General features: G+C 57.9%; 28 protein-coding genes and 2 pseudogenes. 18 read left to right on the top strand and 12 right to left on the bottom strand.

Features of this window, described 5'->3' with window-relative positions; all coding sequences use genetic code 11:
* Nucleotides 1-4 precede the first annotated feature (4 nt).
* Both JL05_RS16510 and JL05_RS16505 read left to right on the top strand, forming a co-directional pair.
* A complete protein-coding gene (locus tag JL05_RS16510; protein ID WP_015377873.1) occupies nt 5-853 on the top strand; it encodes an AraC family transcriptional regulator in 849 nt (282 codons plus the stop codon).
* A 53-nt stretch (nt 854-906) separates the two neighbouring features.
* Nucleotides 907-1,314 (top strand): DUF2000 domain-containing protein, encoded by a 408-nt coding sequence (locus JL05_RS16505; RefSeq protein WP_033633039.1) that lies wholly within the window; start codon nt 907-909, stop codon nt 1,312-1,314.
* Between the two features lie 36 nt (nt 1,315-1,350).
* Here the strand turns inward: JL05_RS16505 and JL05_RS16500 are convergent, their stop codons facing one another.
* The gene (locus JL05_RS16500) at nt 1,351-2,220 is read right to left on the bottom strand and encodes a LysR substrate-binding domain-containing protein (RefSeq protein ID WP_033633038.1); all 870 of its coding nucleotides are present in this window, start codon (nt 2,218-2,220) and stop codon (nt 1,351-1,353) included.
* 180 nt (nt 2,221-2,400) lie between these two features.
* On the opposite strand from JL05_RS16500, the gene JL05_RS16495 reads away from it, so the two are divergent.
* From JL05_RS16495 to JL05_RS25415, 7 genes are all read left to right on the top strand, one after another.
* Nucleotides 2,401-3,573: an MFS transporter gene (locus tag JL05_RS16495; RefSeq protein WP_235363401.1), complete on the top strand. Its 1,173-nt coding sequence runs from the start codon at nt 2,401-2,403 to the stop codon at nt 3,571-3,573.
* Nucleotides 3,574-3,589: 16 nt separating this feature from the next.
* A complete protein-coding gene (locus tag JL05_RS25780) occupies nt 3,590-4,159 on the top strand; it encodes an NAD(P)/FAD-dependent oxidoreductase (protein WP_238545855.1) in 570 nt (189 codons plus the stop codon).
* 69 nt (nt 4,160-4,228) lie between these two features.
* On the top strand, nt 4,229-4,642 hold the full coding sequence (locus JL05_RS25775; protein ID WP_238545854.1) for an FAD-binding oxidoreductase/lyase: 414 nt from the start codon (nt 4,229-4,231) through the stop codon (nt 4,640-4,642).
* Between the two features lie 261 nt (nt 4,643-4,903).
* Nucleotides 4,904-5,221: a cupin domain-containing protein gene (locus tag JL05_RS16485; RefSeq protein WP_015377878.1), complete on the top strand. Its 318-nt coding sequence runs from the start codon at nt 4,904-4,906 to the stop codon at nt 5,219-5,221.
* 356 nt (nt 5,222-5,577) lie between these two features.
* Nucleotides 5,578-6,369 carry an AraC family transcriptional regulator gene (locus JL05_RS16480; protein WP_004937878.1) on the top strand — a complete coding sequence of 264 codons (792 nt, stop codon included), beginning with the start codon at nt 5,578-5,580 and terminating at the stop codon, nt 6,367-6,369.
* Between the two features lie 86 nt (nt 6,370-6,455).
* Nucleotides 6,456-7,991: a phospholipase D family protein gene (locus tag JL05_RS16475; protein ID WP_033633037.1), complete on the top strand. Its 1,536-nt coding sequence runs from the start codon at nt 6,456-6,458 to the stop codon at nt 7,989-7,991.
* A gap of 378 nt (nt 7,992-8,369) precedes the next feature.
* Nucleotides 8,370-9,035: a hypothetical protein gene (locus tag JL05_RS25415; RefSeq protein ID WP_134942534.1), complete on the top strand. Its 666-nt coding sequence runs from the start codon at nt 8,370-8,372 to the stop codon at nt 9,033-9,035.
* Nucleotides 9,036-9,119: 84 nt separating this feature from the next.
* Here the strand turns inward: JL05_RS25415 and JL05_RS16470 are convergent, their stop codons facing one another.
* The 3 genes from JL05_RS16470 to JL05_RS16460 form a co-directional block, all read right to left on the bottom strand.
* Entirely contained in the window at nt 9,120-10,061 is a 942-nt protein-coding gene (locus JL05_RS16470) for a sugar phosphate isomerase/epimerase family protein (RefSeq protein ID WP_033633036.1), read from the bottom strand.
* A gap of 10 nt (nt 10,062-10,071) precedes the next feature.
* Nucleotides 10,072-11,247, bottom strand: coding sequence for a Gfo/Idh/MocA family protein (locus JL05_RS16465; RefSeq protein ID WP_033633035.1), 1,176 nt, complete (start codon nt 11,245-11,247; stop codon nt 10,072-10,074).
* Between the two features lie 66 nt (nt 11,248-11,313).
* Nucleotides 11,314-12,237, bottom strand: a complete 924-nt coding sequence (locus JL05_RS16460) for a substrate-binding domain-containing protein (RefSeq protein WP_021503698.1) — start codon at nt 12,235-12,237, stop codon at nt 11,314-11,316.
* 317 nt (nt 12,238-12,554) lie between these two features.
* Here JL05_RS16460 and JL05_RS16455 point away from each other — a divergent pair, with 317 nt between their 5' ends.
* A complete protein-coding gene (locus tag JL05_RS16455; RefSeq protein ID WP_033633034.1) occupies nt 12,555-13,577 on the top strand; it encodes a LacI family DNA-binding transcriptional regulator in 1,023 nt (340 codons plus the stop codon).
* A gap of 34 nt (nt 13,578-13,611) precedes the next feature.
* Here JL05_RS16455 and JL05_RS16450 read toward each other — a convergent pair whose 3' ends face one another.
* Nucleotides 13,612-14,274 carry a hypothetical protein gene (locus JL05_RS16450; RefSeq protein ID WP_033633033.1) on the bottom strand — a complete coding sequence of 221 codons (663 nt, stop codon included), beginning with the start codon at nt 14,272-14,274 and terminating at the stop codon, nt 13,612-13,614.
* Between the two features lie 174 nt (nt 14,275-14,448).
* Here JL05_RS16450 and JL05_RS16445 point away from each other — a divergent pair, with 174 nt between their 5' ends.
* The gene (locus JL05_RS16445; protein ID WP_033633032.1) at nt 14,449-14,829 is read left to right on the top strand and encodes a nuclear transport factor 2 family protein; all 381 of its coding nucleotides are present in this window, start codon (nt 14,449-14,451) and stop codon (nt 14,827-14,829) included.
* A gap of 253 nt (nt 14,830-15,082) precedes the next feature.
* Here JL05_RS16445 and JL05_RS16440 read toward each other — a convergent pair whose 3' ends face one another.
* Nucleotides 15,083-15,424 carry a GrpB family protein gene (locus tag JL05_RS16440; RefSeq protein ID WP_050501253.1) on the bottom strand — a complete coding sequence of 114 codons (342 nt, stop codon included), beginning with the start codon at nt 15,422-15,424 and terminating at the stop codon, nt 15,083-15,085.
* A 271-nt stretch (nt 15,425-15,695) separates the two neighbouring features.
* Between JL05_RS16440 and JL05_RS16435 the strand changes: the two genes are divergently transcribed.
* Nucleotides 15,696-16,073 carry a VOC family protein gene (locus JL05_RS16435; RefSeq protein ID WP_033633031.1) on the top strand — a complete coding sequence of 126 codons (378 nt, stop codon included), beginning with the start codon at nt 15,696-15,698 and terminating at the stop codon, nt 16,071-16,073.
* Between the two features lie 85 nt (nt 16,074-16,158).
* Here JL05_RS16435 and JL05_RS16430 read toward each other — a convergent pair whose 3' ends face one another.
* Nucleotides 16,159-16,617, bottom strand: a complete 459-nt coding sequence (locus JL05_RS16430; RefSeq protein WP_033633030.1) for a YbaK/EbsC family protein — start codon at nt 16,615-16,617, stop codon at nt 16,159-16,161.
* A 168-nt stretch (nt 16,618-16,785) separates the two neighbouring features.
* On the opposite strand from JL05_RS16430, the gene JL05_RS16425 reads away from it, so the two are divergent.
* Together JL05_RS16425 and JL05_RS16420 are read left to right on the top strand one after the other, a co-directional pair.
* Complete coding sequence (locus tag JL05_RS16425) at nt 16,786-17,211, top strand: DUF2231 domain-containing protein (protein WP_021503704.1); 426 nt, start codon at nt 16,786-16,788, stop codon at nt 17,209-17,211.
* Nucleotides 17,212-17,221: 10 nt separating this feature from the next.
* Entirely contained in the window at nt 17,222-18,523 is a 1,302-nt protein-coding gene (locus JL05_RS16420) for a PQQ-dependent sugar dehydrogenase (RefSeq protein ID WP_033633029.1), read from the top strand.
* 40 nt (nt 18,524-18,563) lie between these two features.
* Here JL05_RS16420 and JL05_RS16415 read toward each other — a convergent pair whose 3' ends face one another.
* A complete protein-coding gene (locus JL05_RS16415; RefSeq protein ID WP_033633028.1) occupies nt 18,564-19,172 on the bottom strand; it encodes a class I SAM-dependent DNA methyltransferase in 609 nt (202 codons plus the stop codon).
* Nucleotides 19,173-19,402: 230 nt separating this feature from the next.
* Here JL05_RS16415 and JL05_RS16410 point away from each other — a divergent pair, with 230 nt between their 5' ends.
* The 3 genes from JL05_RS16410 (at nt 19,403) to JL05_RS25600 (ending at nt 22,399) form a co-directional block, all read left to right on the top strand.
* Nucleotides 19,403-19,804, top strand: a complete 402-nt coding sequence (locus tag JL05_RS16410; RefSeq protein ID WP_072010104.1) for a DUF2946 domain-containing protein — start codon at nt 19,403-19,405, stop codon at nt 19,802-19,804.
* Nucleotides 19,805-20,030: 226 nt separating this feature from the next.
* Nucleotides 20,031-22,097, top strand: coding sequence for a TonB-dependent copper receptor (locus tag JL05_RS16405; protein WP_033633027.1), 2,067 nt, complete (start codon nt 20,031-20,033; stop codon nt 22,095-22,097).
* A 140-nt stretch (nt 22,098-22,237) separates the two neighbouring features.
* On the top strand, nt 22,238-22,399 hold the full coding sequence (locus tag JL05_RS25600) for a hypothetical protein (RefSeq protein WP_015377897.1): 162 nt from the start codon (nt 22,238-22,240) through the stop codon (nt 22,397-22,399).
* Nucleotides 22,400-22,418: 19 nt separating this feature from the next.
* On the opposite strand, the pseudogene JL05_RS24925 reads toward JL05_RS25600, so the two are convergent.
* From JL05_RS24925 to JL05_RS16400, 3 genes and pseudogenes are all read right to left on the bottom strand, one after another.
* Nucleotides 22,419-22,619: pseudogene (locus JL05_RS24925) on the bottom strand (LysR substrate-binding domain-containing protein); the annotation flags it as partial.
* A pseudogene (locus JL05_RS25770) lies at nt 22,615-22,736 on the bottom strand (LysE family translocator); the annotation flags it as partial. The pseudogenes JL05_RS24925 and JL05_RS25770, both read right to left, overlap by 5 nt.
* 91 nt (nt 22,737-22,827) lie before the next feature.
* Nucleotides 22,828-23,382, bottom strand: coding sequence for an NAD(P)H-dependent oxidoreductase (locus JL05_RS16400; RefSeq protein WP_033633026.1), 555 nt, complete (start codon nt 23,380-23,382; stop codon nt 22,828-22,830).
* A gap of 101 nt (nt 23,383-23,483) precedes the next feature.
* Here JL05_RS16400 and JL05_RS16395 point away from each other — a divergent pair, with 101 nt between their 5' ends.
* Nucleotides 23,484-23,843, top strand: a complete 360-nt coding sequence (locus tag JL05_RS16395; protein ID WP_033633025.1) for a winged helix-turn-helix transcriptional regulator — start codon at nt 23,484-23,486, stop codon at nt 23,841-23,843.
* Between the two features lie 4 nt (nt 23,844-23,847).
* Here the strand turns inward: JL05_RS16395 and entS are convergent, their stop codons facing one another.
* A complete protein-coding gene (entS, locus tag JL05_RS16390) occupies nt 23,848-25,131 on the bottom strand; it encodes an enterobactin transporter EntS (protein ID WP_033633024.1) in 1,284 nt (427 codons plus the stop codon).
* Nucleotides 25,132-25,163: the final 32 nt, after the last annotated feature.

Raw genomic sequence — 25,163 nt, 5'->3', positions numbered from 1 at the left:
TTGCATGGCGTCAAATCATCAACATACCGACTGGCTCGAACTGCGGCGCGATGACGAAACGGGTATTGAGAGCGTCAACGCCCACTTTCAGGGGCATGCCTACGATCCTCACGATCATGATGAAATGCTGGTGGGCGTCACGCAGCAGGGCTTGCAGCGTTTCAATTGCCACCGCTCGCTGCATACCAGCCGGCCGGGGCGCGCCATGCTGATCGAGCCGGGCGCGGTGCACGATGGTCATGCGCCGCAGGCCGAAGGGTTTACCTATGCGATGCTTTATCTGCCGCAGCGCTGGGTCTCCGACGCGATGCAGCGCCGCGGATTGGGGGACGCTTCAGTGCTGGAGGGCGCTTTCCACAGCACGTTGACCGACGATCCGATGCTGGCGACCGCGATACAGCAGGCTTTTTTTGCGTTGCATCAGAGGGAAGGCCGGCTGGCGCGCGATCAAAGCCTGGACCAACTGCTGACGCTTTTGGCGCGGCATATACGCGTCAGGCCAACGTCCCAAAGCGATGACGCTTTGATTGAGATGAATCGTTTACGGGACTACTTGCACGAGCACATGGCGGATAATCCCAGTCTGGAGGAGCTTGCGCTTCAGTGCGGCCTGGATCGTTTCCGTCTGACTCGCCAATTCACCCGCGCTTTCGGCCAGTCGCCGCATGCTTACCTGATCCGGCTGAGGCTGCGTGCCGCGCGACTGTTACTGGCGCAGGGGGAAGAACCGGCGCAGGTCGCCATGCAGGTAGGCTTTGCCGACCAGAGTCATTTGGGCCGCTGGTTCCGGCGCGCCTACCGTTTATCGCCGGCGGCCTATCAACGCCAGTGCACAAACGTTCTATACCGCTGACTCGCTCATCGCCGATGATGCGCTTTTAAGAGCACAACGGAGTAAAGCGAAACATGTTTGATACCAAGATAGCGTTTATCGTGCGTGACGATCTGCAAACCTGGCAGCGGCTGAACGTGGTGGCCTTTCTGGCGACGGGGATCGCCGCTGCGGCCCCGGAGATTATCGGCGAATGTTACGTGGATGCGGAAGGCAGACGCTACGGCGGCATTTCCGGGCAGCCGATGCTGATTTTCGCCGCGGACCTGCCGGGCCTGCAAAATGCGCATCGTAAAGGGCTGGAACGGGAATTGACGCTGATCCCCTATGTGCACGCCATGTTCTCGACCAGGCACGATGAAGCCAACCGGCAGGTTTTTCTTGCTGAAAACGCGGACAACCTGGATTTGGTCGGCCTGGCGCTGCGCGGGCCGAAGAAAGCGGTGGATAAGGCGATAAAAGGGCTGACGCTCCACGCCTGAGAATACCGTTAGCGCGGTGCGTTTCCAATACGGCGCTTAGGCCTGGAACGTCTGCAGCCAGGCGGCGAATTTTCTCACGATCTCATCGTCCCGATCGCGCAACAGCAGGGAGTAAACGCCGGTTCGGATAGTCAACGCCGGGAAAGGCGACACCAGCCGACCGGACGACAGATGTTTGGCGCAGAACAGGTAAGGTACGACGGCCAGCCCCAGGCCGTCTTCGGCCGCCTGAATGGCGGCGAAGGTATGGTCGAGCGTGAGCGGCGGCGGTGAGGCGTCCAGCGCCGTCGGGTAGGTATTCAGCCAGCTGTGCCATAAATCTTCCCGGGCGCGAATGCGGATGGCGGTATGCCCGGCCAGCCTGGCGGGCGCACTGACCGGCATGGCGCGCAAATAGCTCTGGCTGCAGACCAGCAGGCTGTCTTCCTGCAGGAAAGGGATCGCCTTCAGCCCGGAGAAGTGCGCGGGATCGCGCCGGATCGCCACGTCAAACGGCGTATTGCGATCGACGGCGCCGGTGCTGGTGGTGATATCAACCGCGATCCCCGGATGTATCTCATTGAATGCCGCCAGCTTTGGCATCAGCCAGTGCATGGTAAACGTCGGCAGGCTGTGCACTACCAGCCGCTGCCGGCCGGCGCTCGCTTTCAGCGCGCTTTCCGCCGCAAACAATTCGCTTATCACCCGAGACGCGGTGCGCGAAAAATTCTCACCGGCCGGCGTCAGCCGCACGGACTTGTGCGCGCGATAAAACAGCGTGATCCCCAGCTGTGCTTCGAGACTGCGAATATGGCGGCTGACCGCGCCGGTGGTGAGAAACAGCTCATCCGCAGCGGCGCTGAAGCTGCCAAGACGGGCGGCGGCTTCGAAAGCGGGCAGGTGCGGCAGGGAATAAAGTCGCTTCATAGGTTGAGTTTAGCTCAACCAAATGAGGGAGAAAAGATCGTTTGTCGGCCATTGATTTTGCTCATTATTATGGCGCATTCTCCCTTGTCTGTGAGTGTGTCATGCTGACGTTTTCCCCGCCTGTCGCCCGTGTTAGTCGAGTCATCCTCACCCATCGATGGACAGGGAGGCGGCGCTGAGATGCGAGCTTTCTTTCTGCTTTGCGTAAGCCGGGCCGGCCTCTGCCTGGGCACCATGATGTTCGCCGGCGCGCTGCCGACCATCAGGAGCGAGTGGCAGCTCGACGCCGCTTCGGCCGGCACGGTGCAGACGGTGTTCAGCCTGACCAACGCCCTGGCGTTGCTGGTGGCCTCCTGGTGGTGTGATTCGTTGGGCGCCCGCCGGGTTTATCTGCTGTTCTCCTGGCTGGGCGCCGCTGCGTTGATGCTGTTCGCCGTATTTGCCCATTCTTATCTCGGCGCGTTGGTGTTGATGGCCTTCGTCGGTTTGACGCAGGGCGGGGCTTATACGCCGGCGCTGCTGTTGGCGATGGGGATGAACGGTCCGGCGCGGCGCGGTTATGCCATCGGCATGGTGCTGGCGGCCAGTTCGCTGGGGTATTTTCTGTCGGTTTTCATCGCCGGTTGGAGCGCCATGCGCTGGGGCGCCGGCGTGGCGTTTTCTCTGTGCGCCGCCGGTGCGTTACTGGGAGCGCTGGCGGGATCGTTGGCCCTGGTCGGTTATCGGGAACCGCAACCGCGCACGCTGGGGAGGAAGACGAAATGTGAAAGCTATGCTATCACCGATGCGACCCTGCTGTTGCTGATCGGGTATATCGCCCACAGCTGGGAGCTGCTCGGCAACTGGGCCTGGGCGCCCAGCCTGGTCAGCGAGGCGTTGAGCGGCTTCTCTCTGGATCCGCTCAGCGCCGGATTGATCGTCGCGGCGGTGATCCACCTGGCGGGCATGGTGGCTACATTGATTGTCGGCACCGTTTCGGACTATTTCAATCGCGCGTCGGTGCTGATGTTTATGGGCGCCGCCGGCGCATTGGGTTCGCTGTTGATGGGATGGTCGGCGAACTGGGGGCCGGGCTGGACGCTGCTGCTCGTCAGCATCGGCAGTTTCTTCATCCTCGGCGACTCCGGGGTGCTGTCGGCTGCGATGGCGGACAACGTGCCGCCGCAACAGCTTGGCAGCGTGATGGGCTGGCGATCGTTGCTGGGGTTCGGCATCGGTTCGTTCGCCCCGTTATCCTTTGGCGTGGTGATGGATACCACCCACAGTTGGGGCGCGTCTTACGCCGTGCTGGCCTGCGGCGGCGGGGTAGCCTGTCTGGCGGCATGGCTGCTTTGGCGACAACATTTGAAATGAGGCACGGGCATCATTAATGAATGGAACATCATCACGCATTATTATCGTGGGCGCCGGGATTGTCGGGGCATCGATCGCCTATCATCTTGCGCGTCAGGGGCAGCGCGTTATCGTCGTTGAGCAGGCGTATCCCGCAGCGGGGGCCACTGGCAGCTCGTTCGGCTGGATCAGCGAAGGCGTACCTGACGGCGCTCCCGACGCGTTTCTGCGGCGCGAGATCGTGGCTGACTGGATGCGCCTGACGCAGGAGATCCCGGAATTGTGGGTGAATTGGTCCGGCGCGCTCAGCTATGGTCAGGCGCCGGCTACGCAAAACCCCGACAATCGGCGTCTGTCCTTAGCCGAGGTGATGGCGCTGGAGCCGGCGCTCTGGCGGCCCGATAGCCAGGCCTATTTTGCGGCGCGCGATGGCGCGGTCGATCCGCAAGAGGTGACACAGCGGCTGCTCGAACGGGTAGGCGCGTTGGGCGGCGAGTTGCTTCTGGGACGTGCAGTCAGCGGATTTCTGCGCGAAGCTGGTGGGCAGATAACCGGCATCGTTACCGATGAGGGCGCGATCGCCGCCGAACGGGTCGTGCTCGCCTGAGGTACGGGGATCTCGGCGCTGCTGGACGGCAGCGAATTCTCGTTGCCGATCGAGGCGTCGCCGGCAATTTTGTTGCGCTATCACGCGACGGCGCAGGCGGTGAACACGCTGATTGCGGGCGACGACATTGAAGTGCGTCATGCGCAAAATGGCGATCTGCTCGCGGCGGAGGATTATCCCGCTGGCGGCAATGTCAAACGCGTGGAAGAGGACGCGCAATCGGCGATTCAAAACCGCCTGCACGGCTCGGCGCCATTGCAGCTGCAGACGTGTTCGGTGGGGCTGCGCCCCAGGCCGCGCGACGGTTATCCCATCCTCGGGCCGCTGGGCGCCACCTGTCTCTATGTGGCGGTGATGCATCCGGCCGTGATGTGCGCTCCGACGCTGGGTCGGCTGGTCAGCGACGAGCTGCTGTACGGCGTTAATCCCGCCATTCCTCGCGGCTACCGCCCGGCGCGATTCACTGATCGGGCTGCTGGATAATCTTTCCGACTATGGATTCACATCGTAATGCGCTCAACGTTGCAGCGGTTTTTTGCGCCGTCGGCGAGGCTCTTATATATTTATTAGCATGCCTGAGGCAGGTTAGGCATGAAACGGCGGTCGATCGGGCCGCTGCAAGTACGACAGTTAATCCGTTCGCCAAGAGGCTGCGAGCCTGTGCTTTCGGTAGGGACAGCCGCCAATCGTTTCTACGGCGACCGAAGGCGGAGCAGCTACTCACCGGTCACGAGGACACTTACCATGCATAAGAGAACACTGGCGTCACTGCATTACGAAAACATGCCTTACGATGGGGTACACTTTCACATTTTGAAACGGGAGACGCCTGGCCATACGGCGTTGCTGAAGCTGGATGCGGGCAGCCGGCAACCGGCGCGTTTTCATCCGGGCTGGGTGAAACTGATGGTGCTGAGCGGTGAACTGAAGGTTGACGATCAGACGTTGCAACCCCATGAGATGTTGATCATTCCTGCCAATACCGCTTATACGGTACAGGCCATCACGGAAGTGATTTGTCTGGCGATTTCCGAGCTGGACGGCGCCGAGTTGGCCCGTTGATGAGATAACAACGTTGGATGGAGGAGAGCCTAGGCGCTCTCCCTATCCCTTCAGCAGTAAGCCGTCCCCCAGGCCGAGCTACCTGCTGATTGATGCGTACACCTCCTGATTATGCCACCGCGCTTTCCCTCTCCATCACTTTCGGCCGCGTCGCCCCCGCAACGAGCCGCCATCGCGCAGCGCATGCGCAACGTCATCGCCTCCGTTTTACGCAGAACGATGAAATTTTGGTGTAAATAGTGAGTTTCTTCGCATAAGGCCCCTGGTGTGGCTTGCGAGAACGTCACTATATGGAGGATCATGCGCTCCCTCTATCAAATAAAAGACATTCGCGTTATCAAAAGGGACAAACGATCATGGGATTCGAAGTCGACAACGCCGAAACGAAACGCATTGATCTCAGCAGCCACGAAAATTCCTCGTTCGAGGTGACGGGGCTGGTGAAACACTATCCGGCGGGCTTCGTCATTCCTTACCACTCGCATAAACGCTGTCATTTGCTCTATTCGCAACAGGGCGTTATGGCGGTCGAGGCGAGCAGCGGTCGCTGGATCGTGCCGCCCACCACCGCGGTTTGGTTACGGCCGGGGGTAGAACATCAGATCGTCATGCAGAGCAACATCTGCGTTTACGGGATTTTGGTCGATGAAATCACCGCCGCGCGTTTGCCGCTGCGCGACGGCGTATTACAGGTTTCACCGCTGTTGCGAGAACTGATCGCCCAGTTGGCGACGCTGGCACCTGAAGGGGCGGAGACCAAACGCAATGCGCTGCTCAGAGCGTTGTTCCTGGAGGAGCTGAGCCTGCAGCCGCAGCTGGCGCTGCATCTGCCTTGGCCGGTAGAGGCGAGAATGGCCGAAATTTGCCGGCAGTTGGTCATCACACCGGCCGACGAACGCGGTATTGAGGCCTGGGCCGATTCACTGTCGATCAGCGTAAAGACCTTTCAACGCCATTTCAGCCAACAAACCGGCATCACCTTCGGCCAGTGGAAACAACGCCTGCGGCTGCTGTCGTCCATTCCGCTGCTGCTGGCCGGCAACTCGATCATCCACGCCGCCTTCGAAAGCGGTTACGAGAGTCACAGCGCCTATTCGGTGGCGTTCAAAAAACTGTTTGGCGTTTCGCCTTCGCGTTTTACGCTATAGCCTTATGGCATAGCGCGCTTCTCCTATAGATTGAAGCAACCTAATGACGTATAAAGCAAAGCAGTCAACTTCCGAGGCCGCGTCCCGTGATAAAAATTGTCGTGTATCTGATTCTCGCCGTGACGATCGCCATTATTGCGGCAAGAGTCCTCTTTCGTTTGCCGGATATTTCCCAACGTTCACCGCAGGCGGCGTTGCCGGCGGATCCTGCCGCGCTATTGCCGGCGCGGGCCGCCGAACTGATGGCGGCGCATCCGGGCCTGAGCGGCGTGGTGCCGCTGGTCAGCGGCCACGATGCGTTCGCCAGCCGCCTGGCGCTGGCGCTAATGGCGGAAAGGTCGATCGACGCCCAGTATTACATCTGGCATAACGACACCTCCGGGCAGATCCTGCTGAAAACCCTGTATGACGCCGCCCAGCGCGGCGTGCGCGTGCGGCTGCTCTTGGACGATAACGGCGTCGCCATGGACGAGACCCTGGCGGCGCTGAACGCCCAGGAAAACGTCGAGATCCGTCTGTTCAACCCATCAACCGTGCGCACGCCGAAGTTGGCCGGCTACGCCTTTGACTTTATGCGCATGAACCGGCGCATGCATAACAAGTCTTATATCGTCGATGGCGCTGTGGCGATCATCGGTGGCCGCAACATCGGCGACGAGTATTTCCAGGTCGGCGACGAAAACTATTTCCTCGATCTCGACGTGTTGAGCGTCGGTAACGTGGTGGCGGAAACCGCCGAGGTCTTCGATCGCTACTGGAACAGCGCTTCGGTGTTTGGCGTTGAGCAAATTATCCGAGGCAAAGGCAATCTTTCTGCTTTCCTGACGCAGGCCACCGCGACCGAAAGCAGTGACCGGGCCCGCAAACTGGCGGTGCAGCTGGAAACCAGTGCGGTGCGCTTTCGCGATGGCGCCGTGCAACCGGAATTCACCCAGGTCGAGCTGGTGGCCGACGATCCGGCGAAGGGATTGGGTAAAGCGTCGCTCGATCGTTTGATGGTGACGCAGCTCAGCAAGATCATCGGCGGCGTCAACCAGCAATTGGAGCTGGTTTCCGCCTATTTCGTGCCGGGCCGGGAAGGGGCGAGCTTTTTTGAATCGCTTGCCAAACAGGGAAAATCCATCCGTGTGCTGACCAACGCGATGAACACCACCGACGTGCTGGTGGTCCATGCCGGTTACGCCAAATACCGCCGCGATCTGCTGCAGGCGGGGGTGGAGCTGTTCGAGCTGAAATTGCGAGCTGGCCAACCGACGGGGCGCAAGGAGCTCAAACCGCTGGGGCTGTCCGGCGCGGCGCTGCACGCGAAAACCTTCGCCATCGATGACAAACGGGTGTTTATCGGTTCGTTCAATTTCGATCCGCGCTCGGCGCACCTGAACTGCGAAATGGGCTTTTTGATCGACAGCCCGACGCTGGCGGCCGACACCCGCCAACTGTTTGATGGCCCGCTCGAGTATGCCGCCTACCGGCCGACATTGACGCCCAAGGGCAAAATGGTGTGGAACGAAGCCTTCGAAGACGGCCACACCGAGGTGCACCAGCAAGAACCCGGCGCCGGCTGGGTAAAACGCATCGTTCTCACCGTGGCCGGCTGGCTGCCGATCGAGTGGATGTTGTAATGGCGTGGGGGTAGGGAAAAGGAGGGTACGCCGGTTTTGGCCGGCGAGCCTTGCGAGGTTCAGTAGGCAAGCCTGTCGCGGTGCTTGCGGATAAACGCCCTTAGCCGCATCGGCTCCCTCTCCGCAATCTGCGGGAAATTATCGAAAACCTCGTCGTACCTCGGAATGTTGCTGGCCGCTACGCGGTGAAATTAACTAATTTTTATAAATTTGTTTGTTTTTTATTTCGATTAAAATCGTTTTTATTTTAAGTAAAGTTGTAGGCATCAATAATGGCAGCTAATGTTTAAATGAGATTTTCGTTGAGATCATTCTCAATGGGCTAGTTAAGTCCGAAATTAACTGTGTGGGTTAAATTTAATTTAGAGTGGGGCTTAAATGAAATTAAATATTTTTCTGCCAATCGCTATTTTTGGCTCTTTTTCAAGTGTAGCTATCGCTGACAGTTTTAACCTGGAAAACCCAGATGGTTTGCACTATCAGCTAAAGTATGGACAGACGGTTGTCAAAGAGGGCAAAGACACAAGATTCTATGATGCACGAAATCCTGTCTCTCCACAGGAAAGTATTTTAATCTCCGTCGAAGATGAAAATGGTACTCGCATTGCTGAAAAGTCAGTGCCATCATCCCTCCATGGAAATAGTCAAGGGTGTAACTATTCAATGATTGTTACATCACATCATGGCTGGAGAATCACTGGGAATTGCATTAAAACAGAAGGCAACTACAAACCTGATGCACCACATATCTATACGGTAGAAAATAATTCAAAGAAAAAAGTTTATCCGGCTTTTTCAGTGGATAAGACCAATAACTTTTCTTCAGATTCTGTCTTAGGATATCTAAACCCCCATGAAAAACGATTGTTCTCAGTAAGTACCGATTACTGGAAGGCAACATCGATTAAAGAACACTCAATGATTCAAGTTGGCTTTTATAATCCTTTCACAACAAAATACATTCCGTGCAGTGATAAAACTGAAGAGATTGATAAGGATAGAGTCTTCACACTCAATGAAGATTTGACCTGCTCTGTAAAATAATAGTTTTCATATCAGTTCCCGAGGCCAGCTTTGAGCTGGCCTCATCCAGAAAAGGCGCAGCGACCGCAACCGCTGCGCCCGGTGTTACCTGCTGATCGTCTGCTGCAGCGCTTGAACGGAAGAGGCGATGCCGGCATCGACCGACATGGTCAAGTCTTCCATCTCCAGCGACACCCAGTCGTTGTAACCCATCATGCGCACCACCGAGAAGAATTCCTTCCACCACTGCAGATCCCGGCCGCAGCCGACGGCGACATAATTCCAGGCTCGGTCAGCTACCTCGTCTATCGGTTTGGTCTCCAGCAGCCCGTTGATCTCGACGACGCCGCGCTCCAGGCGCACGTCCTTGCCGTGTACATGGTGAATGGCGGGGCCGAGGGCGCGAGCCACCGCGATGGGATCCGCCCCCATCCAGATCAAGTGGCTGGGATCGAGGTTCAGGCCCACCATTGGGCCAACGGCCTCGCGCAGCCGGAACAGCGTTTCCGGGTTCCACACCAGCATGGCGCTGAAGTTTTCCAGCGCAAAGCGCTCGACGCCGCACGCTTTGGCTCGGGCGACCAGCGCCTGCCAATAGGGGATCGCCACCTCATTCCATTGATAGTCCAGACAGTTTTTCACCGTAGGCGGCCAACTGACGGTATAGGTGATCCAGTTGGGGATGGTGTCATGCGGGCTGGCCGGCGGCAGGCCGCTCATCATCACGATCTTCTTCACTCCCAGCAGGCCGGCCAGCTCCAGCGTATTGTCGGTTTGGCGCAGATGACGCTGCCCCAGCTCGCCCGGATCGAGCGGATTGCCGGAGACATTGAGCGCGGCGATCTCCATGCCGCGGCTGGCCAGCGCTTGCTGCAGCCGCCGGCGTTTGTCGGGGTTGACCAGCAGTTCCTCGGTATCCAGATGGGGCGCCGGGGACCAACCGCCGGTGGTCATCTCCACACCGCGCACCCCCAGCTCCAGCAGCCGATCCAGCATCGGTTCGAAGGGTAAATGGCTCAGGCTGTCGGTACAGAACGAAAGTTTCATGGTGCTTTCCTTATTGGTAATTAACCCAGGTGGCGCCGTTGTCGGCGGAACGAACACAGTTCTCAATCCAGCGCACGCCTTCCAATCCGGCATCGATATCCGGATAGATCAGCGCGGCCAGCGTCTGCCGATCGCCGCGCTGACTGGCGCTGATGGCGATGGCGAACTTGAGGTAAATATTGGCCCAGGATTCGGCCAGCCCTTCGGTATGCAATGCGCCGAGCCGTTCCTCGGCCAGCGCGCTGTCGTCCAGATAGGGCATGCCGTGGTGCAGCGTCTGGCTGGGCCGCCCCTGGATCTCATAGCGTAATTCGCCGGGTGTGGAATCACTCCATTGCAGGCTGGCGCGTGAGCCCACCACGCGGATGCTTTGGCTGTCCATCGCGCCCGCGTTGATGGCGGAGGCCCACATGCGCCCGACGGCGCCGTTTTCGTAGTGCATCAGCACCATGGCATTGTCTTCCAGCGGGGCGCGGGAAGGGATAAAGCTCTGGCGATCGCACAGCAGGGAGGCAATTTTCATGTCGGGCATGACCAGCTGTGAGATGTAGAAGGTGTGGGTGGAGATGTCGCCCAGCACAAAGGAGGGGCCGGCGATTTTCGGATCGACGCGCCACTTTTGCGCCTCGAACGTGTCCGCGCTTTCATTGGCGTTGAAGCCATGGGTGTACTGCAATTCGACCATGCGTATTTCGCCGATGTCGCCGTTCGCGATCATGGCGCGCATCTGCATCAGCAGCGGATGCCCGGAGAAGCCGTAGGTCACCCCGACGATCAGGCCTTTCTCCGCCGCCAGCGCCTTGATTTCTCTTGCCTCCGCCGTGGTAAAGAACAGCGGCTTTTCGCAGATGACATGCAGGCCGGCATTCAGCGCGGCGCGCGTAATTTCATAGTGGGTGCCGTTAGGGGTGGCGATGGTCACCACCTCAACGCCATCTTCGCGGTTGGCCTCTTGTTTCAGCAGCTGTTGATAGTCGTCATAGCAGCGTTCGGCGGGCACACCGAGATTGACGCCAAACTCACGTCCGCGCGCCGCGTCGATATCAAAAGCGCCGGCAACCAGCCGATAGGCGGTATTGTCGCGCAGTGCGCCGGAACGATGCTTGTAGCCCACCTGGCTGAGGCGGCCGCCGCCGATCATCGCCCAACGCAGCGGGCGAGGGATGCTTCTTTCACCATTTAACATGCTGACTCCTGATATTGTGGTATTGCACTCGGGTGCAAAATGGGTTGAAAAGAGAGTGGCAACGGTTTATTTCTGGTTCATCTGTGCAAATTGCGGGTAGTTTTCTCGCGTCACGGTGGCATAAGGCACCCAGTTGTAAGACTCGGTTTTGGCGCGATCCAACATCGCTCGGGTCACTTGCACCGCGCCGATCGCCTGGGCTTTGGCATCCTGGAAAATGGTCACCGCCAGGTCGCCATTTTTGATAAATTGCAGGCCGTCGGGCGTGCCGTCGATACCGGCAACCAGTACGCCGTTCTTTTTGGCCTGCTTCAGCGCCATGATCGCGCCGATGGCCATCTCATCGTTGTTGGCGGCGATCGCATCGATCGGTACGCCGTTCAGCAACCAGCCGGAGACCACGTCGACCGCTTCATTGCGCTGCCATTTGGCGGTCTGTTTCTCTACCACGTTCAGGTCTTTGTGTTTGGCGATCACCGCCTCCACCGCGCGGGTGCGTTCGCGGGTTTCTTCGTTGGAGAGGGCGCCCATCAGGATCGCCACGTTGCCGCGGTAATTCATTTTTTTCGCCAGGGCCTCCATCTGCAGGCGGCCGCTGAGCGCCGAATCGGAGCCGACGTAGGCCGTCGCGCCGCTCAGCGGCACTTCGGGTTTGCGGTTGACGAAGATAAGGGGGATAGCGGCGCGTTTGGCGGCCGCTATCATCGGCTGGACGCCTTGCGTATCAACCGGGTTGAGGATAATGGCGTCCACGCCCTGATTAATCAGATCGTCTACCTGCTGCACCTGCAGGGCGACATCGCCTTTGGCATCGACGAACTGGCCTTGCAGCTGTTGCGCAGCCAGTTCTCGCGCCATTTGGCTGCGCAGGATGGAGACAAAGTTGAGATCGAAATTGGCCAGCGCCACGCCGACCTGATAGCTCTTGGCCTGAGCGGTCACGACAAACAGCGAGCAGGCTAACATCAACAGCAGTCTGGTTTTTTTCATTACGGTATCCTGTTGAGAAGAGAGGTGTTATGTAAAAACAGCGTTTCTGCAACCGGGTGCAAATCAGAAGAAAAAACGGCGATGAGTCTCTGAATGCCACCGTGAATGTCGGCCATGGATAAAATTTGGTCAACAGGGGAAAGGTGAAAATAGCGCGGACGATCACAAACTCTTTACTTTTTGCACCCGGTTGCACAGCAAATTGCAATCGGGTGCAAAAGCGATACATAATTGCAGCTGATATGCCGGCAGGCGCTTAGGGGATCTGAGCGAGCAGGGTATAGTTTAACTTCACCGAAGCAGGGATCGACGCAACCATGAAAAAACACCACAAAGCCACCGCCAGCGACGTCGCCGAAAAGGCAGGCGTCTCTAAATGGACGGTATCGCGAGCCTTTACGCCCGGTGCGTCGATCTCGGACAGCGCGCGTGATAGCGTGTTGGCGGCGGCGGCCGAGCTGGGCTATCGGCCAAACCTACTGGCGCGCAGCCTGTCGCAAAAACGCACGCACATCATTGGCGTGGCCATCGACGAGATGAAGAACCCGCATTCGATGATGATGCTCGATATGGTCACCAAACAGCTGCAAACTCGCGGTTATATGGCGCTGCTTCTGAACATCACTGCGGGGGAAAACTACCGGGCGGTGATGGCGATGGCCGATCAGCTGCAGGTCGATGGCATTTTGTTCCTGGCGACGGTGTTAACCAAAGAGTGGGCGGCGATCGCGCAAGATCTGCATCAGATCCCGCTGGTGCAGGTATGTCGCAATACGGAAAGCGAACACATTGATGTGGTCAATATCGACGGCTACCGCGCCGGCGAAGAGATCGCTGCGCTGCTGATAGAACAAGGGCATCGGCGCTTTGGTTACATGAAGGGGCCGGACACGCAAAGCAGCCATTTGCTGCGCATGGAAGGCTACCGCGACAGGCTGATGGCCGCCGGCTTTCGGCTGGATCGGGTGCTCACCGCCGGCCACTACGATCGCCAACGCGGTTTCCAGCTGATGAGCGAATACCTGCAGGCAACGCCGGAAAGCGAGCGGATTGAGGCGCTGTTCTGCGAGAACGACGTGCTGGCGCTGGGGGCGCTCGAAGCGCTCAGGCAAACGGCGCCGTCGTCCGCGATGGCCGTGGTGGGCTTCGACGATATCGATGAGGCCGGCTCAGCCAATTGGGCGTTGACCAGCTATAGCCAACGCATCGACCGGCTGGTTGAAGAAGCCTTGAATCGCCTGATCGACAATCGCGCCACGGCAGACGGCGCCTGGCGGCATGGGGAGCTGCGGGTTCGGCGGTCGCATGTGAAGCAAGACAGAATTCAGATCGCTGATTGAGCTCATGGCGGATAACATTTCCGCCATGCAAAAATTATGGCGTTTCATCCGGCACTGAGATAAGCCAGGGTGTAGCTGAGCCATTTTTTATGGCTTCAATATAATTTTCTGCCAAAATCTGATTTTTTGCAGATATTTCACAGAACATTACCAGCTGGCCGAATAGTTCAGTATCATCATTGATTTCATTAGGGATTGCTTCCGGAACGAATGTAACTGCGCGTTTAGACAACGTTCGCACGGTGAATTTTTTACCAATGACAGGTAGGTCATCAAACGCATTAACACCTATCTCAAGTGAATTTAGAGAGGGTGAGTAGACGGCATACCAAGATTTTTTATAGCAAAAAATGTCGCTTTTGAATTCTGGCATTTCTTTGAAATCAATTGAGTTTTCCGTTTTTATTCGCTTTATGGCAGCTAATATATACTTTTTCGTTGAGTATACATCCTTGATTAAGATGGCAACACATAAAGAAAAAAAGCCTGCTGCAATAAAAGAAAATATGGCAATCAGAATGCTAGTGCCAGAAAGGTCTGAATTTAATAAGAAAATTATAACAATGCCGATAACTAGAGAGAAGGCTATATTTATCAACCCATCTTTGCTTTTTATTTCCTTCTTGAATTTCACAATAAAATAAATTAATGCAACAAAGACTAAACCATAAAAAAAGAGTAGTGACCGATCGGGCATGATTCCATTCGCCAAAAAATTGATATTACGTTTAATTTATAGTAATGGTTTAAAATAAGCAATGTCAGGTTTGATTTTCAACCGTTATGGCAGGAGTCACATCAACTCAAATCTGACCCTGTGTGAGTTTCTTGTCTCCAGATTTTACGTAGCGCGATCAAAAAAGAGGGCATTTTGACCTGTTTTGCAGAGTTGCTGAATCTAATCCAGATGCTTGAAGTTGAACTGCATCGGCCAATGGTGCGCCGCGATCCGCGGCGCGTCGCGGCATTGCTGCATGAAGACTTTGAAGAGATTGGTCGTTCAGGGCTGCGTTATGACAAACGCCAAACCGTTGCGGCGCTGGAAATGGAAACTGAACATCCGCAGATTTTTGCCGAAGGTTTTAAGCTGGCGCAAATCAGCAAAGGCGCCGTGTTGCTGACGTATAAAAGTTTTCAGCGTGATGCGCAGGGCCACGCCGTTCGTTGCACCGAACGTTCATCGATTTGGCTTCTGACAGCCAAGGCAGGTTGGCAAATGCGGTTTCATCAAGGCACGCCGACTGATGAGTGATTGCATTTAAAAGCGGCCTAGTGGCAGTAAGCCTGGCGGTAAAACGGGATGTCAGAGGGATGGATAGCGTTGAAGGTGAGGCGGGAGATAATGTGCAGGGCTAAACCCGGTACGTCTCCAGTGATTAAATTTAACATAATATACATTATGCGCACCTAAGTGCGGGTATGTAGATTATGCGTCCAGGCCTGATTCATGGGGTTTCTTCTGTGGCCAACCAGGCCAGCGCCAACTGCTCGTGCCGTTGAATAAATTAGTTTTTCAACCGGCCATAAGCCGCTGGGTTTTGCCGGCAGTCTTCTGCTGCCTGGTATTTGATTGCCGCGTATTGCTGAGCAACACCATGATGCTTGCGCAGATAATCTCTGAACGCCAAATGCCCGATCGCCTGTTCACTTCCCGCAATAAATGCATGCACGTGATGCGTGCGTTTGCCGTTTCCCTTGATGTCGTAACGCCTGCCGGCAATGCCGTTCTCGCCACGCGGCGTATATCCCATGTCACGCATCCTGTCATTCAAGCTATCCAACGCCGGCAGACTTTCAACCTCCAGCAATATATCAATCGTTGGGATCGTGATGATGCGCGCTGACATTTTCCACTCCAATAATGATGACCGGGCATGGTTTCCAATGGCGCATACCTGCCGATATTGGCCAAAAATCCCCTGCTTTTTTGATCGCGCTACGTGAAATCTGATAAAACGTGGCGGCTACGATACTGCAGATTTCTCCCAAACGCGTCATTTAAGCGGGCAGTATTTGCACGCTAAATGCGCATTGGCGCGCGTTTCATCACTTTCGGCGCCCACTACGGCGTTGGCTATACTGAATGGGAATATTCCTCCATGCTCCAGGAGCCTCTCCATGTTTGATCATGTGAAATTTGGCGTCAGCGACTTTGCCCTCAGCAAAGCGTTTTTCCTCAATGCGCTGGCGCCGCTGGGCGTAAAGATCGTTGCCGAAGGCGAGCCCGGCTATGGCGTCGAACTTTGTCCCGATCGGGGTAATGTGTCATTGTGCCTGTTTCAAACCGACGAAAAGCCGGCACACCTACACCTGGCATTTGTCGCAAGCAGCCGTGAGCAGGTCGATGCGTTCTACCACGCCGCGCTAAAAGCCGGCGGCAAAGACAATGGCGCGCCCGGTTTACGGCCCAATTACCATGCCCACTACTATGCGGCATTTGTGATCGCCCCGGATGGCCACAATATCGAGGCAGTTTGCCACAATCCGATGGACTAGTGATTTTTCCAGTTAAAACAGCATATTAATCACGAGGTAACGCATTGGATTTAACATAACACAATTGTGACATCGTCACTTAAAGTTACCCCGTCACGTCAATCCACTCCGCTCCCGTGATGCCGGCCAGCCGCTGCGGCGCAATTCTCACGCCTGAGTTATCGCTGCCGCCTGCCGGAAGCACTTCACTGTAGCTGCACAGGCTGCGATCGCAGTAAACTCTCACCGTTGCCGGAGCGGCAAAGGGGCAAACGCCGCCGGGCGGATAGCCGGTCAGCGCCTCCACCTCCTCCGCCGGCAGCATGCGTGCCTTTACGCCAAAAAATTGCTTGTACTTCTTGTTATCAATTCTGGCGGTTCCCGCCATCACCAACAACACCACGCCGTCGTTCACGCGAAACGAAAGCGTCTTGGCTATCTGCCCGCCCTCCACGCCAAAGGCTTCCGCCGCCAGCGCTACCGTCGCGGTGTTCTTTGCCAGCACCGTCACCGCCGTTTCCGGTGCGTGCTCGGCCAGAAAACGCTGAACGCGTTCTATGCTCATGCCCTGCCTCCTGATATTGCTAAGCCATTGATAATGCCGAAGTGATGGTTTCGGTTTTAACATCGCATGCTAAAAATGAGAATCAAAATTGTTCAAATCGGTGAATCTGAACAAAGCTTTAAGGGGCCAACGCCTTTTTTATCTATCATTTTTCATGGAGATAACCGTATGACCACGCAAACGACAGCAAGGCCTTCAGCGGCCGCGGTGGCCGTCTATGAATGGCTCAATCCGATACCCTACGGATTTTTTACCGCGGCGCTCATTTTCGACATCATCTATGCCTGCACGGCGAATATTCAATGGGTCAATGGTGCCAGTTGGCTGATCGCCATCGGCCTGATTTTTGCCATTATTCCCCGGCTGATTAACCTGGTGCAGGTGTGGTTCGGCAGCGGCCGGCTACAGGGCTCATCGGTCAAGCTCCATTTCTGGCTGAATCTGTTGGCCATCGTTCTTGCCATTATCAACGCTTTCGTGCATAGCCGGGATGCGTATGCCGTGGTGCCGCAAGGCCTGGTGCTGTCTGCGATCGTGGTCGCGCTGCTGAGCTTCGCCAACATTCTGCTGGCCGTGAGCGCCCGCGCAAAATAAGGAGGTTTTCATGAAGCTATCATCCATTGCGATTGCGCTTTCGGCCGTGTTGGCGCTGGCCAGCTGCGATAACAGCGCCGTCATTTCGCCGGAACAACAAATGGGGCCGGATCCGGCGTTGCCGGCGGCGCAAGACTTCCTGATGCCGCCGATGCAGGTGCCAAAGGGCGTGGGCTGGCAGCAAAACCAGATGCCAAAAGTCGCCGAAGGCTTGAAAATTGACAAGGTGGCAGACGGTTTGCTGCACCCGCGTCAGTTGCTTACCCTGCCCAACGGCGATGTTTTGGTGGTGGAGGCCAACGGGCCGGGCACCGAAGCGGTCAGCACGCCCAAGCAGCTGATCGCCGGATTGGTTAAGGGCAAGTCAGGTAAAGGGGGAAAAGGCGGTAACCGCATCACCCTGCTGCGCCCAACCGCCGACGGCAGTTGGGAAAAGCATGTCTTCCTCGAGGGGCTCGATTCTCCGTTCGGCGTTCAGCTGATTGGCAACACCCTGTATGTGGCCAACACCGGCAATATCATGCAGTACGCCTATCAGCCGGGCGAAACGCGCATCAGCGATCCGGGTAAAGAGCTGGCCGATCTGCCGGACACCATCAACCATCATTGGACCAAGGCCCTGCTGGCCAGCCCGGACGGTAAAAAGCTGTATGTCGGCGTCGGCTCCAACAGCAACATCACCGAAAATGGCCTGGCCGTAGAGTACCGGCGCGCCGCCGTGTTGGAAGTGGACACCGCCTCCGGCGCCAGCCGCATCTTCGCCAGCGGCCTGCGCAATCCGACCGGGCTGCAGTGGGAACCGCACAGCGGCAAGCTGTGGGCGATTGTCAACGAGCGTGACGAGATCGGCGCCGATCTGGTGCCGGACTACCTGACCTCGGTGCAGGACGGCGGCTTCTACGGCTGGCCTTACAGCTATTTCGGCCAGCACGTCGATCGTCGGGTACAGCCGGCGCGGCCGGATCTGGTGGCGAAAGCCATCAAGCCGGACTACGCCCTCAGCTCGCACGTCGCGCCGCTGGGGCTGCTGTTCTACACCGCGAGCGCTCTGCCGGCCGACTATCGCGGCGGCGCCTTTGTCAGCGAGCACGGCAGCTGGGATCGCTCGCCGCTGAACGGCTATCGGGTCAGCTACGTGGCGTTTGAGCAAGGCAAGCCGGTCGGTAAACTCAAAGCGGTGGTCACTGGCTTTGTCTCCGACGACGAGAAGGAACTCTATGGCGCACCGGTTGGATTAGCGGTCGATAGGGCTGGCGCCCTGCTGATTGCGGATGATGTGGGCAATACCGTTTGGCGCGTCAGCGCTAAATAACGTTAACGTGCAGGTTCCGAAGAACCTGCACGTGACATTGTCACTCAATGCTTTGCGCCAACCAGACCGTTCTTCCCCCGCAGGCGGGATCTTCCACCACATGATCAACCACGCGGAAGCCGTTCTCCTGCAGCAAGCGCGTATACTCCTCAGGCGCCAGGCTGGCGTGAAACAGCGGCTGGCCTTCGAAATTGCCGATCGCCACGCCGTCTTCAGGGCCGCTGGTGAACATCAGTGCGGCATTCGGCTTGGCGTGCCGCCTGAACAGTAGAAACATGCGGCGCTGATCGTCGCGCGCCAAATGGAAGAAGCTGTCCCAGGCCAGCAGGCCGTCGAATCTTGTCGCCAGATTCAGCTGGCGCATATCCATCTGCCGCCACTCCTGCTGTGGAAAACGCTGCCGGCAGCGCGCGATCATCGCCTGCGCACCGTCGATGCCGGTGACTCGATACCCTTGTTCGATAAAATAGGCGGCGATCGGCGCGCCATTGCCGCAGCCGAGATCGAGCAGCCGCGCATTGGCCGGGGTAAGCTGTAAAAAGCGGTCGAGCCACGGCCGCTCAAACAGCGTGGTGGGTCTGAGGCGTTCCCAGGCGGCGGCATGTGCGTCATAAAGCGGAATAATCGTGCTCGCCAGTTCTTCCGTCATTAATATTTTCCCCGTTATGTTATTGGCGCAATAAAAATAGCCTTTGGTCAAAATTAACGCGCTTGTCCGATAATATATTCATCAACAGGCCGTTGACCAGAAATAAAAGGTTTTAACATTTCGACATAAACCAGTACAATTCCCTACCCTGTGTTAACCCTTTTTTTAGGTTGATTGTGTCGTTAATTCAGCCCCATGCATCGCGAAATCGGGCCGCCGCCTGGTTAGGGATGTTTGCCATTCTGATGTTGTTCATTGCGCCGGTGATCTCGCGATCCCTGGAGCATGCGCGCGCCGGAAGTGCTGGAACGACCGTCATGGCGGATTGCGGCATGGATATGCCGATACATCACGAGATGCACTCGCCGCCGCCTGAACCTGAAAAAGCCGCGCAGCCGCTGATGCAGCACGGCGGCGGCCACCACAACATGGCGATGATGATGGACGACAGCGCCTGCGGCTACTGCGTGCTGTTGTTGCATGCGCCGCTGCTGGACGTGAGCCACGCCCCGCTGTTCTGGTCCCTGCCGCTGGCTTCACGCCCGCCGCCGATCCACTATCTCGTTCCCCTGTTTGCCCACGTCGTTCACACCGAATTACAGCCGCGCGCGCCGCCCGTCTCTTTCCTCTGATTTAACAATAAGCCCATTGCCGTTCTCTGTATTGCCGTTGATCGCTTCAACCCGGCGGAATTAATTCGCCCAATGGTTAATCATCGAGACGACATTATTAGCCCGGTTATTTCCGCGTTCAGGGAATTACCCCCCCGTATTTACCGATGGTGATTTTCGCCAGGCCTCCCCACGCCTGAATAATCCCTCGGCCAAGAACGGAAAAGAGTTAGCTTAAGGAAAGATGATGTTTAAACCCGTTTATAAAAAGAACGCCGCCGCCCGCGCCATCACCGCCGCCATGCCGCTGTTCCTGCTGGCTGGCCACGCGGCGCAGGCGCATCAGCACCCTGCCGACACACAGGTTAATGATGGCGACGTGATCACCGTCACCGCACCACTCTACTCTCCGCTGACCATCGTGACGTCACCGAAAACTCCGCGTCAGCCGGTGCCGGCCAGCGATGGCTCGGACTACCTGAAAACCATTCCCGGTTTTTCTCAGATCCGCAACGGCGGCACCAACGGCGATCCGGTGTTCCGCGGCATGTTCGGTTCGCGGTTGAAGATCCTCACCGACGGTTCGGAAATGCTGGGCGCCTGCCCATCGAGAATGGATGCGCCCACCTCTTACATCTCGCCGGAAAGTTTCGATCTGCTGACCATCACCAAAGGGCCGCAGACGGTGCTGTGGGGGCCGGGATCGTCGGCGGGCACCGTGCGTTTTGAGCGTGAACGCCCACGCTTCGACAAGCCGGGCGTCAAAGGCAACGCCAGCGTGCTGACCGGCTCCAACGGCCGCTGGGACGAGAATATCGACGCCAGCCTCGGCGCCGAGCAAGGTTACTTGCGGGTGATGGCCAACAAATCTCGTTCCAACGATTATCAGGACGGCACCAATACGCGCGTGCCGTCGCGCTGGGACAAGTGGAACGGCGATCTGGCGCTCGGCTGGACGCCGGATGCCGACACGCTGCTGGAAGTGACCATGGGGCGCGGCAACGGCGAAGCGCGCTATGCCGGCCGCAGCATGGACGGTTCGCAGTTCAAACGCGAAAGCCTGGGCATGCGGGTGGAAAAATCCAACATCGGCGAGGTGCTGGATAAGCTGGAAGCGCAGGTCTACTACAACTACGCCAACCACGTGATGGACAACGTCACCCTGCGCTCGCCGGGCAGCGGCGGCATGGGTGGGCACGGCGGCCATAGCGGCATGAGCATGGGCGGCCATGGCGGGCATATGATGTCCTCCGGCATGACGATGCAGCTCGATCGCCGTACCGTTGGCGGCCGCGTGATGGGCACCTGGCAGTGGCAGGACGTGAAGCTGGAAAGCGGCCTGGACACCCAAACCAACACCCATCGCAGCATGAGCCGCGGCAGCTGGGAAAAAGACGCCCAGTTCAACAGCTACGGCGCCTTCAGCGAACTGACCTGGTCCACCAGCGAACAGGATAAACTGATCGGCGGCGCGCGTCTCGATCGCACCCTGGTGGAAAACTTCCGCAACGGCGGCGATGCGGAGCGTTCCGACACCCTGCCGAGCGGCTTTATGCGCCTTGAGCACACGCTGGCCGAGCTGCCGCTGATGCTGTACGCCGGCGTCGGTTATACCGAGCGTTTCCCGGATTACTGGGAGCTGTTCTCGCCGAAGCTCGGCCCGAACGGCAGCAAGGATCCGTTCTCCAGCGTCAAGAGCGAGAAAACCACGCAGCTTGATATCGGCGCGCAGTACAACGGCAAGCGCTTCAACGGTTGGGTCTCCGCTTACCTGGGCCGCGTCGATGATTTCATCCTGTTCAAATACGCTCCGCACAACGCGCGCCTCAGCCAGGCCGACAACGTCAACGCCAACATCATGGGCGGCGAAATGGGCATGGGCTACCAGCTGAGCGAACACTGGAAAACCGACGCCAGCCTGGCCTACTCCTGGGGTAAAAACACCCGCGACGGCCGCCCGCTGCCGCAGATCCCGCCGCTGGAAGCGCGCCTGGGGCTGACCTACGAGTACGGCGACTGGAGCGGCACCGGCCTGTGGCGTCTGGTCAGCAGCCAAAACCGCGTGGCGATCAACGAAGGCAACGTGGTGGGCAAAGACTTTGCCGAAAGCGCCGGCTTCGGCGTGCTCTCCGCCAACGCCGCCTACAAGGTGAATAAAAACGTCAAGCTGAGCGCCGGTCTGGATAACATCCTGAACAAGACCTACAGCGAGCACCTCAACCTGGCAGGCAACAGCGCCTTCGGCTATTCGGCCAACAGCGCGGTGAATGAACCGGGCCGCACCCTGTGGGCCAAGGTTAACGTCACCTTCTAAGCTATTCACCGGGCGATGGGTAACCGTCGCCCGGTCAGGCGATATGCGATCCGGTTCTTAGGATATGAGTTTTAAGTTTTTCCCATTCGGTTAGGCGGCGATTACTATCATCCTCAGGTTAATCATTGCCCGGAGGGAATATGCAAAAGATCACTCGTTTTCTGGCCCTGCTCGGCGAGCTGATGATCGAAAAAGCCGAAGACACCGCACCACAGGCTGCCCAGCCTGACGATCGTGACGACGCGTTGCCACCGCGCCTTGAGCGTGGCGTTCCGCTGGCCGACCGCTTCCTGTTCATGTAATTTCCCGCGCTGTTTCCGCTCACACTAAACGCACGATATGTTCGCGCAGCCACTGGTGAGCGGGATCCCGATGCGATCGTTCGTGCCACAGCATAGTCATTTCAAAACCCGGCACCGCCAACGGCGGCTTGAGTTGCTGCAATAAAGGGTGGTTGCGCACCAGCCGCTCCGGCAATATCGCCACCAAATCGGACTGCGTCAGTACCGAGATAACGAAGAGAATTGAGCAGCGCGATACGGCGGCCTAGGCCGATACCCCGGGCCAGCGTGAGCATCATGTCTGGCCCAGGAGAGTGAGTGCAACAAGAAAAGCAATAAACGTTTCGGCCGAAGGCATGGGGTTATCACCGGCGAGTCATAGGAGACGGTAATCATATTCCTCCCCGGACATTCGCAACAGCACTATCAGGCGCATCAGGGGCGTGTCGTTAATTCAGGGCAGCGAGAAATGCCCGATAGCCCTGCGCGCTGCTGTCCAGCTCGTGCTGCTGAACCTGCTCTGCCGCCCCGTCCGAAGCGGCTTCCTTGCCGTAAAAGGCAAAGAACGAAGCATAGTCGGCCCGCACGTAACCGGCGGTGACTTCAAACGGCCGGAAGATTTCCTCCAGCGAGTAGCGATAACGCCCTTCACGCGCGTAATCTTCTGCGCGCACGCCCGCCGTGACCGCCAGCGCCAGTTTCTTGTTCTGCATCTTATAGCCGCTGCGGGAACCGTAGGCCCAGCCGTAGGTGAGCACGTCGTCCAGCCATTTTTTCAGCAGCGGCGGGCTGCTGAACCAGTAAATCGGGAACTGCAGCACGATGTTGTCATGGGCTTCAATCAACTGCTGTTCTTTGGCGACGTCGATCTGCCAGTCCGGATAGGCCTGATGCAGTTCGTGCACGGTATACAGCGCCGGATAGCGACGCAGTTCCTCCAGCCAACGTTTATTGACCACCGAGTTCGCCATATCGGGATGGGTCACGACCACCAAGGTTTTCATACTGAGTTCTCCAGTCAGGTGTTTCGACGCATCTTAGGGTATGCTGACAGAATGTAAAATACGCACAGTCACGACACATACTTACCCTGGAGAAAGTGTAAATGACCGCCGAATCCCACTGCAGCCCAACGGGCATCAGCCTTGAAGACACCGGTTATGGCTACACCCTGTCGGTGATCAACGGCAAATACAAAATGATTATTCTCTACTGGCTGGCGTTGTATAAGCCGGTATTGCGGTTCAACGAACTGCAGCGCTGTATCGGCACCATTTCGTACAAGACGCTCAGTTCGACGCTGAAAGAGCTGGAAAAAGATCGGCTAGTGGTGAGAAAGGAGTATCCGCAGATCCCGCCCAAGGTGGAGTACAGCCTGTCCGAGCGCGGGCGTTCGCTGATCCCGGTGATCGACATGATGTGCCACTGGGGCGAACAGCACCGGCCGGAGCCGCCGGTGCCATAAGGGGTTAATTGTCCGCCGCCGCTGAGGTTGCCGGAGCGGGTTCATCGTGCTCGACCAACGCGTCTGCCGGCCGGCACTGGCGCAGCGTGCGCACGCTGCAGGCCACCAGCACGCCCAACAAGGCGGCGAACGCACCGAACGACAGCACGCTCATCAACGGGGTAAACATCCTGCCCAGAACGCCGAGCCCCAGCGCGCCGATCGAATCGCCGGTCACGTCCTGTGCGGTGCCGAGGCTGTTCACCCGCCCCAGCAGATGGTCCGGCGTGTTGCTCTGGATCAGCATGAACTGCAGAAGTGAGGCGATGGCATTGGCATAGCCGTAGCACACCAGCGCCAACAGCGCCGGCGCCAGATGGCTGAACAGCCCCAGCGATGCGATGGCGGTGAACGCGACGATAGCGGCGGCCAGGATCAGCACGCCAGGGCGAGAGAAACGCCCCACCCAACCGCTGGTCAGCGCGCCCAGCATCGCACCGAGCGGCACCGCAGAATACATCAGGCCAATTGAGGAGGCGCCGACGTGGTAAGCGTCCTGCGCCAGCGCCGGGAACAGCACCCTGACGGCGCCGACGATGCTCATCAACATCCCCAGCAACACCACCGAGCCGACCACCTTATTGCGCCAGACAAACTGGAAGCCGCTGGCGAGCGCGCGCAGCGGGTGTTCCGGCTCCTGCTGCTGCGGCAGCAGCGTCGGCAAGCGCACTAGCGGCACAAGGGTGCCCAGCGTCCCGGCCGCCGCGACGGCGAAAGCGAGACCGACACCGCCGAACACGATGATAATCCCGCCCAGCGCCGGCGCCAGGATCGCGCCGATGCGCACCGTCACCATGCTCAAGGCCCCCGCCGCCGCCAGGTTTTCACGCCCAACCAGCAGCGGGATCACCGCCATCAGCGCCGTCATGCCCAGTGCGCCAAAGAACCCGTCCCAGGCCGCCAGCAGGTAGAGCGCCCACAGCGAAGGCGCCGGGGCGAAGGCGTTCAAACTCAGGGCGACAAAGCCCAGCCCGCAGGTGCCGCGCGCGAACAGGATCAGCTTGCGGCGATCGTAGCGATCGGCGAGCACCCCGCCCAGCATCAGGCCGATAAACATGCCCACCCCGTCCAGCGCCACCGCCACGCCCACCTGCAACGTGGAGCCGGTCATCGCCTGGATCTGAATCGGCACCCCCACCGCCAGCATGCCGAGGGAAAACACCGACAGCATGCGGGCGCAGAAAATCGCGCGAAAATGCGCATTGCTTCTCAGCAAGCTGAAATCAAGAAAAAAAGAAGATCTGGCCATAGTGTCCTGCATATCATGTTTTAGTACGGGCC

It is taken from the genome of Serratia nematodiphila DZ0503SBS1 (assembly GCF_000738675.1).
Lineage (GTDB): Bacteria > Pseudomonadota > Gammaproteobacteria > Enterobacterales > Enterobacteriaceae > Serratia > Serratia nematodiphila.
Note: the sequence above shows the minus strand (reverse complement) of the source record. Positions and strands in the feature narration are given on the sequence as shown.

What these genes read in the sequence shown, in the direction of transcription:
- JL05_RS16510 (WP_015377873.1), top strand. Translation starts at nt 5, where the DNA reads ATGGCGTCAAATCATCAACATACCGACTGGCTCGAACTGCGGCGCGAT.
- JL05_RS16505 (WP_033633039.1), top strand. Translation starts at nt 907, where the DNA reads ATGTTTGATACCAAGATAGCGTTTATCGTGCGTGACGATCTGCAAACC.
- JL05_RS16500 (WP_033633038.1), bottom strand. Translation starts at nt 2,220, where the DNA reads ATGAAGCGACTTTATTCCCTGCCGCACCTGCCCGCTTTCGAAGCCGCC.
- JL05_RS16495 (WP_235363401.1), top strand. Translation starts at nt 2,401, where the DNA reads ATGCGAGCTTTCTTTCTGCTTTGCGTAAGCCGGGCCGGCCTCTGCCTG.
- JL05_RS25780 (WP_238545855.1), top strand. Translation starts at nt 3,590, where the DNA reads ATGAATGGAACATCATCACGCATTATTATCGTGGGCGCCGGGATTGTC.
- JL05_RS16485 (WP_015377878.1), top strand. Translation starts at nt 4,904, where the DNA reads ATGCATAAGAGAACACTGGCGTCACTGCATTACGAAAACATGCCTTAC.
- JL05_RS16480 (WP_004937878.1), top strand. Translation starts at nt 5,578, where the DNA reads ATGGGATTCGAAGTCGACAACGCCGAAACGAAACGCATTGATCTCAGC.
- JL05_RS25415 (WP_134942534.1), top strand. Translation starts at nt 8,370, where the DNA reads ATGAAATTAAATATTTTTCTGCCAATCGCTATTTTTGGCTCTTTTTCA.
- JL05_RS16470 (WP_033633036.1), bottom strand. Translation starts at nt 10,061, where the DNA reads ATGAAACTTTCGTTCTGTACCGACAGCCTGAGCCATTTACCCTTCGAA.
- JL05_RS16465 (WP_033633035.1), bottom strand. Translation starts at nt 11,247, where the DNA reads ATGTTAAATGGTGAAAGAAGCATCCCTCGCCCGCTGCGTTGGGCGATG.
- JL05_RS16460 (WP_021503698.1), bottom strand. Translation starts at nt 12,237, where the DNA reads ATGAAAAAAACCAGACTGCTGTTGATGTTAGCCTGCTCGCTGTTTGTC.
- JL05_RS16455 (WP_033633034.1), top strand. Translation starts at nt 12,555, where the DNA reads ATGAAAAAACACCACAAAGCCACCGCCAGCGACGTCGCCGAAAAGGCA.
- JL05_RS16450 (WP_033633033.1), bottom strand. Translation starts at nt 14,274, where the DNA reads ATGCCCGATCGGTCACTACTCTTTTTTTATGGTTTAGTCTTTGTTGCA.
- JL05_RS16440 (WP_050501253.1), bottom strand. Translation starts at nt 15,424, where the DNA reads ATGTCAGCGCGCATCATCACGATCCCAACGATTGATATATTGCTGGAG.
- JL05_RS16435 (WP_033633031.1), top strand. Translation starts at nt 15,696, where the DNA reads ATGTTTGATCATGTGAAATTTGGCGTCAGCGACTTTGCCCTCAGCAAA.
- JL05_RS16430 (WP_033633030.1), bottom strand. Translation starts at nt 16,617, where the DNA reads ATGAGCATAGAACGCGTTCAGCGTTTTCTGGCCGAGCACGCACCGGAA.
- JL05_RS16425 (WP_021503704.1), top strand. Translation starts at nt 16,786, where the DNA reads ATGACCACGCAAACGACAGCAAGGCCTTCAGCGGCCGCGGTGGCCGTC.
- JL05_RS16420 (WP_033633029.1), top strand. Translation starts at nt 17,222, where the DNA reads ATGAAGCTATCATCCATTGCGATTGCGCTTTCGGCCGTGTTGGCGCTG.
- JL05_RS16415 (WP_033633028.1), bottom strand. Translation starts at nt 19,172, where the DNA reads ATGACGGAAGAACTGGCGAGCACGATTATTCCGCTTTATGACGCACAT.
- JL05_RS16410 (WP_072010104.1), top strand. Translation starts at nt 19,403, where the DNA reads ATGTTTGCCATTCTGATGTTGTTCATTGCGCCGGTGATCTCGCGATCC.
- JL05_RS16405 (WP_033633027.1), top strand. Translation starts at nt 20,031, where the DNA reads ATGTTTAAACCCGTTTATAAAAAGAACGCCGCCGCCCGCGCCATCACC.
- JL05_RS25600 (WP_015377897.1), top strand. Translation starts at nt 22,238, where the DNA reads ATGCAAAAGATCACTCGTTTTCTGGCCCTGCTCGGCGAGCTGATGATC.
- JL05_RS16400 (WP_033633026.1), bottom strand. Translation starts at nt 23,382, where the DNA reads ATGAAAACCTTGGTGGTCGTGACCCATCCCGATATGGCGAACTCGGTG.
- JL05_RS16395 (WP_033633025.1), top strand. Translation starts at nt 23,484, where the DNA reads ATGACCGCCGAATCCCACTGCAGCCCAACGGGCATCAGCCTTGAAGAC.
- entS (WP_033633024.1), bottom strand. Translation starts at nt 25,131, where the DNA reads ATGGCCAGATCTTCTTTTTTTCTTGATTTCAGCTTGCTGAGAAGCAAT.